Below are 12697 nucleotides of genomic sequence, written 5' to 3'. Positions count from 1 at the left end.
GGTGTCGAACTCGGTCAGCCGTTGAGCAGCTTCTTGATGCGGCTCTTGTCGTTCGCTGACACCTCGGTGCGGCCTGCCAGCCGGCGGGTGCGAGTAGACGGCTTGTGCTCGAGCAGGTGTCGACGATTGGCCTTCTGGCGCACGATCTTTCCGGTTCCGGTACGCCGAAACCGCTTCGAAGCGCCGCTGTGGGTCTTCGCCTTGGGCATGTGTCCTCAGTTCTTTCGTTGCTCGGTCGGTGCTTCCCCGCTTTGGGCGCTCACGCGCTGCGCGGGCGGTGCGTCCGCATCGTGTGCCGCCTTGGCGCGAGTCTTCGCGCCGCGGTGCGGTGCCAGCACCATCGTCATGTTGCGTCCGTCCTGCTTGGCCGGCGTCTCGACGTAGCCGTAGTCGGCCACGTCTGCACCTAGCCGCTGCAACAGCCGGTAGCCCAACTCGGGCCGCGACTGCTCGCGTCCGCGGAACATGATCGTCACCTTCACCTTCGACCCCGCCTCCAAGAAGCGGATCACATGACCCTTCTTGGTCTCGTAGTCGTGGTCGTCGATCTTGGGACGAAGCTTCTGTTCCTTGACGACGGTCTGCTGCTGGTTCTTGCGAGACTCGCGCGCCTTCTGGGCCGTCTCGTACTTGTACTTGCCGTAGTCCATGATCTTGCAGACCGGAGGCCTGGCGTTCGGGGCTACTTCGACAAGGTCGAGATCGGCCTCCGCGGCGACGCGGAGGGCGTCTTCGATGCGCACGATGCCTACTTGTTCTCCGCCTGGTCCGATCAGACGGACTTCAGGTACTCGAATGCGCTCGTTGACGCGGGTCTCAGTGCTGATGGGCCCTCCTATGTTGTCCTCAAGGAGACCCGATCCCACCAGCGAAAAAGCCCTGCTCGAAGCAGGGCCCAATGCCGACCAGAACAGGCGTCGGTGAACGCCTGACCGGACCGTTGAACCGTCGGGCGGTACCCGAGGCAAACGGTGGGAGGGGGACTCCACTTGCTGTCCCTGGCGTGTGCCGGGACGGTCGCGTATGCCAGTCTAGCAGGGATGACCGAGGTTCCTGACACTCCGCCAGAGGCCGCCTCTGACGCTGTCCCGGTGCGCGAACTGGCCGACATCCCCGCGGTCGAGGTGATCACCCGGTCGGCGGTCATGCTGATGAGCGCCGCGGCCGAGAAACTCGGCCTGTCCGCCGACGACCCGCAGGACAGCCCGCACCGCGATCTCGACGAGGCGCGTCGGTTGATCACCGCGCTGGCGGGGCTGGTCACCGCCTCGGCAGAGTATCTCGGGCCGCACGCCGGGCCGGTCCGCGACGGGCTCAAGACGCTGCAGTTGGCGTTCCGGGAATCCAGCGCCGCACCCGAGGAACCCGGACACGGTCCCGGCGAGAAATACACCGGTCCGGTCTGGTAGCGAGTCGCACCAAATTTCCAGGTCGAGCGAATAGTCTCGCGGCCTATGACGGTCGCTAGCCCCACCACCGCCGCGCGCCCGACCTCGAGATATCGGTGGGTGCCCGCTGCGGCCGGCTGGACGGTCGGCGTGATCGCAACGTTGTCCCTGATCGCCAGCGTCTCCCCCAGTTTCCGGTCCCTGATCCGGGTGCCGCGCGAGTTCGTCAACGAGTACCTTTTCAACTTCCCCGACACCAGCTTCGCCTGGGCGTTCGTGCTGGCGCTGCTCGCCGCGGCGCTGGCGGCCCGCAAACGCATCGCCTGGTGGATTCTGGTCGGCTACCTGGTGGCCGCGATCGGCTGGAACGTCGCTGACCTGATCGCCGGCGACGAGACGGTGATGGAGGAGATCGGCGAGGTCATCGGGTTGGCCTTCCACGTCGCCGCGATCCTGTTCCTGGTGCTGGCCCGGCGCGAATTCTGGGCGAAGGTGCGGCGCGGAGCGCTGCTGAAAGCGGCCGCCACCCTGGTCGTCGGGATGGCGGTCGGCACGCTCGTCGGGTGGGGGCTGCTGCAGCTGTTCCCGGGATCGCTGGCCCGCGACGACCGGTTCTGGTACGCGCTGAACCGGGTGAGCGCGTTCGCCGGCGCCGACGCGTCGATCTTCGCCGGGCATCCGCACGTGTTCGTCGATGCGCTGCTCGGCTTGTTCGGCGCGCTCGCGTTGATGGCGGCGGCGATCGTGCTGTTTCAGTCGCAGCGCGCCGAGAATGCGCTCACCGGTGAGGACGAGTCGGCGATCCGCGGGCTGCTGGAACTGTTCGGCAAGAACGACTCCCTGGGCTACTTCGCCACCCGCCGGGACAAGGCCGTCGTGTTCGCGCCCGACGGCCGCGCCGCCATCACCTACCGCGTCGAGGTCGGCGTCTGCCTGGCCAGCGGCGACCCGATCGGCGATCCGAAGGCGTGGCCCGCCGCGATCGCCGCCTGGCGGCAGCTGTGCGAGACGTACGGTTGGGCACCCGGGGTGATGGGCGCCAGTTCGGCCGGGGCCGAGGCGTTCCGCCAGGCCGGTCTCAACGCGCTGCAGCTCGGCGACGAAGCCGTCCTGCACCCCGACGACTTCCGGCTCTCCGGACCCGACATGCGGGCCGTGCGGCAGGCGGTGACCCGGGCGCGACGCGCCGGTGTCGGCGTGCGGATCCGGCGGCACCGTGACATCGACGCCGACGAGATGGCCCGGGTGATCGAGCGCGCCGACGCCTGGCGCGACACCGACGACGAACGCGGCTTCTCGATGGCGCTGGGCCGGCTCGGCGACCCGGCCGACGGGGACTGCCTGCTGGTGGAGGCGGTGCAGCACGACGACCACGTCGTCGCGATGCTGTCGTTGGTGCCGTGGGGCACCAACGGCGTCTCGCTGGACCTGATGCGCCGCTCACCCCAACTGCCCAACGGCACCGTCGAGCTGATGGTCAGCGAACTGTGCATGCAAGCCGAAACGTTTGGGATAACCCGTATTTCGCTGAACTTCGCGATGTTCCGGTCGGCGTTCGAACAGGGCGCCCAGCTGGGCGCAGGCCCGGTCGCGCGGCTGTGGCGCTGGCTGCTGGTGTTCTTCTCGCGGTGGTGGCAACTCGAGACGTTGTACCGGTCGAACATGAAGTACCGGCCACAATGGCTGCCGCGGTACGCCTGTTACGAGGACGCCCGCCTGGTGCCGCGCGTCGGCGTCGCCTCGGTGATCGCCGAAGGCTTTCTGGTGCTGCCATTCTCGCGCCGCCACGACCAACCGCACACCGGCCATCACATCGCGGCGCCGCAGAGCCTGGTGGCGTCCGGACTGCTGAACCGCGACGGCAGCGCCCCCGACCTCGAGGACCTGCATTCCGATCTTTCCGAGAACGGAGACCAACTGCGGCTGCCCGAACAGGTACGGGTCCGGATGGCCAAGCTCAAGGCGTTGCGCGACAGCGGGATCGACCCGTATCCGGTCGGTCGGCAACCCAGCCACACCGTCGCCTCCGCGCTGGACGGCGAGGACGAGACACCGGTGACGGTCGCGGGCCGGGTGTTGCGGATCCGCGACTACGGCGGCGTGCTGTTCGCCCAACTGCGTGACTGGTCCGCCGAAGTCCAACTGCTCCTGGACAATTCACTGCTGGAAACCGGTACTCCGGCGGATTTCACCCATGCGATCGACCTGGGCGACCTCATCGCGGTGTCCGGGACGATGGGCCACAGCAGGAAGGGCACCCGGTCACTGCTCGTGCACAGCTGGCGGCTGATCGGCAAGTGCCTGCGACCGCTGCCCGACAAATGGAAGGGGCTGACCGACCAGGAGGCCAGGGTGCGTGCGCGCTACGTCGACCTGGCGATCAACAACGAGGCCTGCGACCTGATCCGGGCCCGCAGCGCCGTCCTGCACGCGATTCGCGAAACCCTGGTGAACAAGGGGTTTTTGGAGGTCGAGACGCCGATCCTGCAGCAGATCCACGGCGGTGCGAATGCGCGGCCGTTCGCCACCCACATCAATGCCTACGACCTGGACCTGTACCTGCGCATCGCCCCGGAGCTCTACCTCAAACGGCTGTGCGTGGGAGGTGTCGAGCGGGTCTTCGAGTTGGGCCGCGCGTTCCGCAACGAGGGCGTCGACTTCAGCCACAATCCCGAGTTCACCCTGTTGGAGGCGTACCAGGCCCATGCGGACTACCACGTCTGGATCGACGGCTGTCGGGAGCTCATCCAGAACGCGGCGCAGGCGGCCAACGGGGCGCACGTGTTCCTGCGTCCCCGTCCCGACGGCACGCTGGAACCGGTCGACATCTCCGGTCAGTGGACCATCAAGACGGTGCACGAGGCGGTATCAGAGGCCCTCGGCGAGCACATCGGACCCGACACCGACCTGGCGACGCTGCGGAAGCTGTGCGACGCCGCGGACATCCCGTACCTGACCCACTGGGACACCGGCGCCGTGGTGCTCGAGCTCTACGAGCGGCTCGTCGAGGACCGCACCCAGGAACCCACGTTCTACAAGGACTTCCCGACGTCGGTGTCGCCGTTGACCCGGCCGCATCGCAGCATCGCCGGCGTCGCCGAACGGTGGGATCTGGTGGCGTGGGGGGTCGAACTGGGCACCGCCTACAGCGAATTGACCGATCCGGTCGAGCAGCGCAGGCGCCTGCAGGAGCAGTCGCTGCTGGCCGCGGGCGGCGACCCCGAGGCCATGGAACTCGACGAGGACTTCCTGCAGGCGATGGAGTACGCCATGCCGCCGACCGGGGGTCTCGGCATGGGGGTCGACCGCGTCGTCATGCTGATCACCGGCCGCAGCATCCGCGAGACGCTGCCGTTTCCGCTGGCCAAACCGCGATGACGACACGGTTGCGACTGGCATGACGCAGGTGGTCATCGCGAAATACTTCGATCGACACCGACACCGATCGGCCCGCCGGGAGTAGTTTGGCGGCATGCCGGAGGAGAACCAGCCGGGTGGCGGCGAGCCGGAAGAGGTCGGCTACACCGAGAGCGGGGTGCCGACCTTCGAGTCGGTGCGCGAGAAGATCGAGACCCGCTACGGCACCGCGATCGGCGCGTCGGAGTTGGCCGCCGAGACCCCGGAGGGCCGCAGCGTCGAGGAGCAGTACGAGAAGCGCCAACGCGCTGCCGCCGAGCGGCTGGCCGCGATCCGCGAGTCGATGAAGGACGACGACGCGCAGTAACCGGCCTCGAGCTTGTCGGACCGTACCGGTACGGTGCGCAGGCGATGCGGACATTCACGGTTGGCGAGCGCCGGGCCCGGCTGGCGCGACGCCACTTTCTCGGGGCGCCAGCGGAATCCGCCGAGGCGGTGACGGGAAACGTCGTCGGATTGCATGCCACCGATCCGGCCACGCCGTACCTGTCGTTGTGGGCGCGGGTGCCCGGCATCACGGTGGCCGATGTGGACGCCGACCTCTACGTGCGTCGTCGCTTGGTCAAACACCTGGCGATGCGGCGGACCCTGTGGGCGGTGCGGGCGGTCGACCTGCCGCTGATCCAGTCCGCGGCGAGTGACCGGGTCGCCGACAACGAAGCGCGCCGGCTCATCGCCGACGCCGTCAAAGCCGGCCTCTGCACCGACGGCGACGCCTGGCTCGACGCCGCCTGCGCGGCGGTGCTGCGACACCTCGGCGAGCACGGGCCGACCAACGCGCGGGACCTGCGCAGCGCCTTGCCGGAGTTGGCAGGCAGCCACGACGCCGCACCGGGAAAACGGTGGGGCGGTGAAACACCCCTGGCGCCAAGGATATTGACGGTGCTGGCGGCCCGCGGACACCTGATGCGCGGGCCGAACGAGGGCAAGTGGACGACGTCGCGTCCGCGCTGGGTGGCGGCGACGCACCTGGTGAACCCCGGTCAAGCCATCGACGCCGAAGCGGCCCGGACGGAACTGGTGGGCAGGTGGCTGCGCAGCTTCGGCCCGGCCACCGTCGCCGATGTCAAGTGGTGGTTCGGCAACACGCTGACCTGGGCACGCCAGGCGCTACGCGATCTCGACGCGGTCGAGGTCGACCTCGACGGCACCCCTGGCTATGTGCTGCCCGATGATCTGGAGGTCGAACCCGATCCAGAGCCGTGGTGCGCGCTGCTGCCCGGCCTGGACCTCACGACAATGGGCTGGTTCGACCGCGACTGGTACCTGGGCGGGCATCGCAGCCAGGTGTTCGATCGGAACGGCAACGGCGGCCCGACGGCCTGGTGCAACGGGCGAATCGTCGGCGGATGGGGTCAGGACCAAGCCGGCCGGGTCGAGGTACGTCTGCTCGAGGACCTCCCCCGCGGCGAACGCCAGGCGCTGCAGAAGCGTGCGGACGAGTTGACCGAATGGCTGGACGGCGTGCGGGTCAACCCGCGCTTCCCGTCGCCGATGTCGAAGACCTAGTGCCGGTCGGTCAGGCGCTGACCCTGCTGCGCTTGCGCTTCTTCGGCGCGGGCCGTCGCACGCCGAGGCATTCGGCCAGGAAGTGCCCGGTGTAGCTGTCCGGGTCGGCCGCGACATCCTCCGGCGTGCCCGTCGCCACCACCGTGCCGCCGCCGGCACCGCCCTCGGGGCCCATGTCGATGATCCAGTCGGAGGTCTTGATCACGTCGAGGTTGTGCTCGATGACGATCACCGTGTTGCCCTTGTCGACGAGCCCGTTGATCACCCTGAGCAGCTTGCGGATGTCCTCGAAGTGCAGGCCGGTCGTCGGCTCGTCGAGGATGTACACGGTGCGGCCCGTCGACCGCTTCTGCAGCTCCGAGGCCAGCTTGACGCGTTGCGCTTCCCCGCCCGACAACGTCGGCGCCGGCTGCCCCAGCCGGACGTAGCCGAGGCCGACGTCGACCAGCGTCTGCAGGTACCGGTGGATCGAGGTGATCGGCTTGAAGAACTCCGCCGCGTCCTCGATGGACATGTCGAGCACCTCGGCGATGGTCTTGCCCTTGTAGTGCACCTCGAGCGTCTCGCGGTTGTACCGGGCACCGTGGCACACCTCGCACGGCACGTACACGTCGGGCAGGAAGTTCATCTCGATCTTGATCGTGCCGTCGCCCGAACAGGCCTCGCAGCGGCCGCCTTTGACGTTGAACGAGAACCGGCCCGGTTGATAGCCGCGCACCTTGGCCTCCGTGGTGGCCGCGAACAAGGTGCGGATCTTGTCGAACACCCCGGTGTAGGTGGCCGGGTTGGACCGCGGTGTCCGGCCGATCGGCGACTGGTCGACGCGGACCAGCTTGTCGACCTTGTCCAGGCCGGTCACCCGGGTGTGCCGGCCGGGCACCAGTCGGGCGCCGTTGAGCTTGTTGGCCAGCACCGACGCCAAGATGTCGTTGACCAGGGTGGACTTGCCGGAGCCGGAGACCCCGGTGACCGAGGTCAGCACCCCGAGCGGAAACGCCACGTCGATGTCGCGCAGGTTGTGCTCGCGCGCGCCGACGACGGTGAGTTGGCGCTTCTTGTCGACCGGGCGCCGGATCGCCGGCACCTCGATCTCCTCCTTGCCCGAAAGGTAAGCGCCCGTGAGCGATTCGGGATTCTTCACCAAATCCTCGTACGGGCCGCTGTGCACGATCTGGCCGCCGTGCTCCCCCGCCGCCGGCCCGATGTCGACGACCCAGTCGGCGTGGGCGATGGTGTCGAGGTCGTGCTCGACGACGATCAGCGTGTTGCCCAGATCCCGCAACCGGATGAGGGTGTCGATCAACCTGCGGTTGTCCCGCTGGTGCAGGCCGATCGACGGCTCGTCGAGCACGTACAGCACCCCGACCAGGCCGGAGCCGATCTGGGTGGCCAGCCGGATCCGTTGCGCCTCACCGCCGGACAACGTCGCCGCGGCCCGCGACAACGACAGGTAATCCAGTCCCACGTCGAGCAGGAACCCGAGCCGAGACTGGATCTCCTTGAGCACCTGGCCCGCGATGGCCTGCTCGCGGGTCCCGAGCGTCAACGCGTTCAGGAACTCCGCGCATTCGGCGATCGAGAGTTCGGACACCTCGGCGATCGACTTCTCACCGAACTCCCCCGCCGCCATGGTGACCGCGAGGATCTCCGGCTTGAGCCGGGTGCCCTGGCACTCGGGGCAGGGCACGTCGCGCATGAAGCCCTCGTAGCGTTCCTTCATGAGCTCCGAGTCGGTCTGCTCCATGCGGCGCTGCAGAAACGCCATCACGCCTTCGAAATCGGCGTAGTACGAACGGGTTCGGCCGTAGCGGTTCTTGTACCGCACGTGCACCTGCTCGTCGCAGCCCTCCAGGATCGCCTTGCGGGCCTTGGCGGGCAGTTTCTTCCACGGTGTGTCGACGTCGAACCCGAGCGCATCACCGAGACCGGCGAGCATCCGGGTGAAGTAATCGGCCGTCTGCCCCATCGACCACGGCGCGATGGCGCCCTCCGCCAGCGTCAGCTCCGGATCCGGGATGACCAGGTCGGGGTCGACCTCCTTGCGGATGCCGAGCCCGGTGCACTCCGGACAGGCGCCGTAGGGCGAGTTGAACGAGAACGACCGCGGTTCCAGGTCGTCGACGGCCAGGTGGTGGCCGTTGGGGCACGCCAACTTCTCCGAGAACCGCTGTTCGCGGTGCGGATGATCGTCTTCACGATCCACGAATTCCAGCACCACAATGCCGTCGGCGAGGTTCAGCGCCGTCTCCACCGAGTCGGTCAGCCGCTGCTTGGCCGTGGCCTTGACGGTCAGCCGATCGACGACCACCTCGATGTCGTGTTTCTCCTGCTTCTTGAGCTTGGGCGGATCGGTGAGCGGATACACCACGCCGTCGACCCGCACGCGGCTGTAGCCCTGGGTGTTGAGCTTGTCGAACAGGTCGACGAACTCGCCCTTGCGGGTGCGCACCACCGGCGCGAGCACCTGGAACCGCAGGCCCTCGTCCATGGCGAGTACCTGGTCGACGATCTGTTGCGGGGTCTGCCGGGCGATGCGCTCACCGCACACCGGGCAGTGCGGGGTGCCCGCACGGGCATAGAGCAGCCGCAGGTAGTCGTAGACCTCGGTGATGGTGCCGACCGTCGACCGCGGGTTGCGGTTGGTCGACTTCTGGTCGATGGACACCGCGGGGGACAGGCCCTCGATGAAATCGACGTCGGGTTTGTCCATCTGGCCCAGGAACTGGCGGGCATACGCCGACAGCGACTCCACGTAGCGGCGCTGGCCCTCGGCGAAGATCGTGTCGAATGCCAGCGACGACTTGCCCGACCCGGACAGCCCGGTGAACACGATGAGAGCATCGCGTGGCAAATCAAGATCAACACTTCGCAGGTTGTGTTCGCGCGCCCCCTTGACGATCAGGCGGTCAGCCACGCCCGTTATCTTTCAACGCCACAGTCCTCCCGGAGAAATCGTTCACGCCCATGCTATGTGCCGGCACCGACAAGCCCGATACCGTGGCGTCATGACCGTCGTCGCTGAGAACTACACCGGCCATGTCGACCCGCGGACCGCGGCCCGGCGCACGCTGCCCGGCGCATCGATCATCAAGGTCTCGGTGGGCCCCATGGACAACAACGCCTACTTGGTGACGTGTTCCCGGACCGGCGAGACGCTGCTGATCGACGCCGCCAACGATCCCGAGATCCTGCTCGACCTGATCGAGAAGCATGCCCCGAAGCTGTCGCTGATCGTGACCAGCCACCAGCACTTCGACCACTGGCAGGGCCTCGAAGCGGTCGCCAAGGCCACCAAGGCGCCGACCGCCGCGCACCGCCTCGACGTGGAGCCACTGCCGGTCAAGCCGGACCGCATCCTCGAGCACGGCGACACCATCGAGATCGGTGACCTGAAGTTCGACGTCATCCACATGCAGGGCCACACCCCAGGCTCGGTGGCGCTGGCGCTGGACGGCGCCGACGAGTCCACCCATCTGTTCACCGGCGACTGCCTGTTTCCAGGCGGTCCTGGCCGGACAACACACCCTGATGAGTTCAAGTCTCTGATGGATGGCCTCGAGAGCCGAGTGTTCTCACGGTACAGGGACGACACAGTGATCTACCCCGGTCACGGTGACGACACGACGCTTGGGGTCGAGCGCCCGCACCTAGCCGAATGGCGGGCGCGCGGCTGGTAACGCCGACAGGGCTGCCTACCCGTCACGAAACGGCGTGGCGGGGAATTTCAGGAGAGAGGTAGCCCCATGTCCACCACATCAACCGCACACGGTCTGCCCTTCCCGGCCGGCGCTGTCCGCGTCGAGCCGTGGTACCACCCCGACAAGCCGTTCGGCGGCGAGTCGAATGGCGAGCCGGGGTCGCGGCGTTTCTTCGTCGGCAGGGAATGGACGGTGCAGCGAGACGATGAGGGCGATGTGCGTGTATCCGTTGACGGTGAGCAGACCGCCGAGGGCACTGTGGAGCGGTTCATCGTCGTTGACGGTGACCCGTTCACCCCAGGGCAGGCTCGCGATCTGGCCGATGCGTTACGGGCGGCGGCCGATGAGGCCGACCTGATGGCCCAGCGCGACCCGGCGGTGACCCGATGACCACGCTGCGGCTAGTGCCGAGATTCGAACTGGTCCCGCCGATTGTCTGCGCGCCGTGGTGCGAGTACGGCGACGGGCACCCGAACTGTTTCCACCGTGACGATCAGTCATGTTGGAGCGAGAGCGACTACCTGGAGCTGGAGCTGGAGCCAGTGGGCGTGGACGTGTTGGGTGGCCCGTATCCGTCTCGGCTTGGGGTGGCGGCGCATCGGCCGGGTGGCGACGCGGCCCTACAGGTGTATCTGCACGCCGATCTGGTGCAGGGCGGCATCGACGTCGGCGTTCACCTGACGGCCGCTGAGGCAAGGAAGCTCGCAGCGGAGCTGGTGAGGGCTGCAGAGACAATCGAGGAGACCCGATGAGCCTGTACATGTACCACTGCTGGCAAGTACAAGACCTTCTCGGCTGCCTTGAGTTCGATGACCTGCTTCCCGAGGAAGTCGCCCAACTGGTAACCATCCTGGGCACGGCCTACGGGCGCAAGATCGCGTGCACTCCCCTACCGCCGGGTCCAGGGGCGTCCACGACCACGGACACCCTTCGGAGCCCTCTGCAACTGCTGCGCTCATAGCGCGTGCCGCACGGCGGCCACCGGGCTACAGCTCGGTGGCCGTTTTATTGGTATAGGACGCGGCACGTATGCGCGTGATGCGTGACGCGCGAGGACAGATGAATTGCGGGTTATTGTCCACGGTCTGCGTTGCAATTAGCGAGAATGGCGTGAGCCCAAGGCCCGTCAACTTCGATGGACTACTCGATGAGTGGGTAACCATCCACACCATCAGGAGGACTGACTGCCGCCCGACGATGATTGCCCCCAGTGCGCCGCCGGCGGTTGCCGTCTACGTCGGGGGAACTGCGAATGGGATTACACCGACGAGTGCGTGGACGAGCTGTCTAATCTCCGAGTAGACGATCTCGACGCCTGGTCGTTCCTGTCGGAACTCATCGACATGTCGAAAGACCCCGGCGGGCTCTTGATCGGGCACCATAAATCGCCGCTACGTGTTCCCTCTCAGCACGTGATGGGTGAATTGAAGTCGCGCGGTGCCGATGGCCGGCAGATGTATCGGATGTACTACGGAGAGCCCGATCAGCAAGATAACCTCGCCGCCGGGGTCTCGGTCACCGGCAAACGGACATTTTCCCTACGTTTTGCCACGTCAAGGGCACAAGATAGCGATATTCGGAAGGCTCGCGACCGGTTCATGAAGTGGTTGAAAGCCCGGGGCATGACCAGCGGCGCCTAGACTGTTGTTGCGGAATACCGCAACATATTGGGATGGAGAGGCCGACCCATGTCGAATGATCCGTTCAATCCAGATGACCTGACCCACGAGGAGCGCAACGCCAAGGCTCTCGCCCATAACGATCTCGAGATGCTTGCTGATCTCGTCCGGCTTCGCCAGGAGTTGGGTCTGACACAAGAAGACGTCGCCAAGGTAATCGGCCGGGATAAGAGCGCCGTAAGCCGCTTCGAGCGACTCGACTCCGACCCTCGATTGTCGACGGTGCGGCGATATGCGCGAGCTGTCGGTGCGCTCATCGAACACCGCGTAACGGAGTTCGCCGGTTCTCGGACGGCAGAACCCCGCTGGGATGTGACGATTGCAATGCCCCAGCTAGCGAACGTGATTCTAAGCATCAGGCCGTCGGCAGAGTCGGAGTCCGACTTCATTTCGAGGTGGGAGGGAATTAGTACGGTCCACGAAGACGAAGCATCCTTTCCATGGATGCCGGATGTGGTGAGCCGTGGGCGAGTCTAAACCGCCGCTGTCCGGCGGCATCGCCTTTCGACTTCGAGACGTCAGGACTGTTCGCATCAACGCTCTCGCATGGGGTAGGGACCGCGAACAGCCAGAATGGGCGAAAAACGACAGTGGCAACGTGAAACTCAAAAGCCTTGACGACGGGAACCTCGTCGTTGAATTGACAGCCACATTCACGCACAAGTTGATTGGAATCGAAATCAGCATGCAAGGGCTCTACGAAATAGACCCGAAATCGCCCGCACTCCTATCGAAGGACGATACAGACGGGATTCTTGCCCGGATACCGGACGACTACCGCTCCGGGATTGCGAACCACGCCGCCAACGATCTGTTTCCATTCTTACGACAGTCGCTGCACACGACGTCCATACAGCTTGACCCGCAGTCACCCATGTTGCTGGCCCCTACGGGCCAGTGGGACGTATTAATGCGTGATGACCCTAACTCCGAGACATCGCCAGAACCGAAATGACGAATTACGCCTAGCCGTTCCTCGGTGCCCACACATGTCAACGGCCAACCG

14 protein-coding genes are annotated in these 12697 nt (G+C 66.4%); 11 read left to right on the top strand and 3 right to left on the bottom strand.

What is annotated here, in order from left to right; translation table 11 throughout:
* Positions 1-14 precede the first annotated feature (14 nt).
* Positions 15-209 carry a 50S ribosomal protein L35 gene (gene rpmI, locus MELE44368_RS20490; protein ID WP_046753174.1) on the bottom strand — a complete coding sequence of 65 codons (195 nt, stop codon included), beginning with the start codon at positions 207-209 and terminating at the stop codon, positions 15-17.
* A 6-nt stretch (positions 210-215) separates the two neighbouring features.
* Positions 216-866 carry a translation initiation factor IF-3 gene (infC, locus tag MELE44368_RS20485; protein WP_128110181.1) on the bottom strand — a complete coding sequence of 217 codons (651 nt, stop codon included), beginning with the start codon at positions 864-866 and terminating at the stop codon, positions 216-218.
* Between the two features lie 174 nt (positions 867-1040).
* On the opposite strand from infC, the gene MELE44368_RS20480 reads away from it, so the two are divergent.
* The 4 genes from MELE44368_RS20480 to MELE44368_RS20465 all read left to right on the top strand — a co-directional run bounded on the left by MELE44368_RS20480 (position 1041) and on the right by MELE44368_RS20465 (position 6314).
* Positions 1041-1409, top strand: coding sequence for a DUF1844 domain-containing protein (locus tag MELE44368_RS20480; RefSeq protein ID WP_128110180.1), 369 nt, complete (start codon positions 1041-1043; stop codon positions 1407-1409).
* Positions 1410-1454: 45 nt separating this feature from the next.
* On the top strand, positions 1455-4766 hold the full coding sequence (gene lysX / locus MELE44368_RS20475; protein WP_128110179.1) for a bifunctional lysylphosphatidylglycerol synthetase/lysine--tRNA ligase LysX: 3312 nt from the start codon (positions 1455-1457) through the stop codon (positions 4764-4766).
* A 94-nt stretch (positions 4767-4860) separates the two neighbouring features.
* Entirely contained in the window at positions 4861-5112 is a 252-nt protein-coding gene (locus MELE44368_RS20470; RefSeq protein WP_128110178.1) for a hypothetical protein, read from the top strand.
* Between the two features lie 44 nt (positions 5113-5156).
* The gene (locus MELE44368_RS20465) at positions 5157-6314 is read left to right on the top strand and encodes a winged helix DNA-binding domain-containing protein (RefSeq protein ID WP_128110177.1); all 1158 of its coding nucleotides are present in this window, start codon (positions 5157-5159) and stop codon (positions 6312-6314) included.
* Positions 6315-6324: 10 nt separating this feature from the next.
* On the opposite strand, the gene uvrA is transcribed toward MELE44368_RS20465, so the two are convergent.
* Positions 6325-9228 (bottom strand): excinuclease ABC subunit UvrA, encoded by a 2904-nt coding sequence (gene uvrA / locus MELE44368_RS20460; protein WP_128110176.1) that lies wholly within the window; start codon positions 9226-9228, stop codon positions 6325-6327.
* 91 nt (positions 9229-9319) lie between these two features.
* Here uvrA and MELE44368_RS20455 point away from each other — a divergent pair, with 91 nt between their 5' ends.
* The 7 genes from MELE44368_RS20455 to MELE44368_RS20425 all read left to right on the top strand — a co-directional run bounded on the left by MELE44368_RS20455 (position 9320) and on the right by MELE44368_RS20425 (position 12646).
* The gene (locus tag MELE44368_RS20455) at positions 9320-9991 is read left to right on the top strand and encodes an MBL fold metallo-hydrolase (RefSeq protein ID WP_128110175.1); all 672 of its coding nucleotides are present in this window, start codon (positions 9320-9322) and stop codon (positions 9989-9991) included.
* A 66-nt stretch (positions 9992-10057) separates the two neighbouring features.
* Positions 10058-10402, top strand: a complete 345-nt coding sequence (locus MELE44368_RS20450) for a hypothetical protein (RefSeq protein ID WP_128110174.1) — start codon at positions 10058-10060, stop codon at positions 10400-10402.
* On the top strand, positions 10399-10764 hold the full coding sequence (locus MELE44368_RS20445) for a DUF6907 domain-containing protein (RefSeq protein ID WP_128110173.1): 366 nt from the start codon (positions 10399-10401) through the stop codon (positions 10762-10764). The genes MELE44368_RS20450 and MELE44368_RS20445 overlap by 4 nt, the downstream gene beginning before the upstream one ends.
* Complete coding sequence (locus tag MELE44368_RS20440; RefSeq protein ID WP_064927571.1) at positions 10761-10973, top strand: hypothetical protein; 213 nt, start codon at positions 10761-10763, stop codon at positions 10971-10973. Before MELE44368_RS20445 ends, MELE44368_RS20440 begins: the two co-directional genes overlap by 4 nt.
* Positions 10974-11286: 313 nt before the next feature.
* Positions 11287-11652: a hypothetical protein gene (locus tag MELE44368_RS20435; RefSeq protein ID WP_064927572.1), complete on the top strand. Its 366-nt coding sequence runs from the start codon at positions 11287-11289 to the stop codon at positions 11650-11652.
* Positions 11653-11700: 48 nt separating this feature from the next.
* Positions 11701-12168, top strand: a complete 468-nt coding sequence (locus tag MELE44368_RS20430) for a type II toxin-antitoxin system RelB family anti-toxin (protein WP_128110172.1) — start codon at positions 11701-11703, stop codon at positions 12166-12168.
* Positions 12155-12646 carry a hypothetical protein gene (locus MELE44368_RS20425; protein WP_128110171.1) on the top strand — a complete coding sequence of 164 codons (492 nt, stop codon included), beginning with the start codon at positions 12155-12157 and terminating at the stop codon, positions 12644-12646. The genes MELE44368_RS20430 and MELE44368_RS20425 overlap by 14 nt, the downstream gene beginning before the upstream one ends.
* The last annotated feature ends 51 nt before the right edge of the window (positions 12647-12697 follow it).

It is taken from the genome of Mycolicibacterium elephantis DSM 44368 (assembly GCF_004014805.1).
In the GTDB taxonomy this organism is placed as follows: Bacteria; Actinomycetota; Actinomycetes; order Mycobacteriales; family Mycobacteriaceae; genus Mycobacterium; species Mycobacterium elephantis.
Note: the sequence above shows the minus strand (reverse complement) of the source record. Positions and strands in the feature narration are given on the sequence as shown.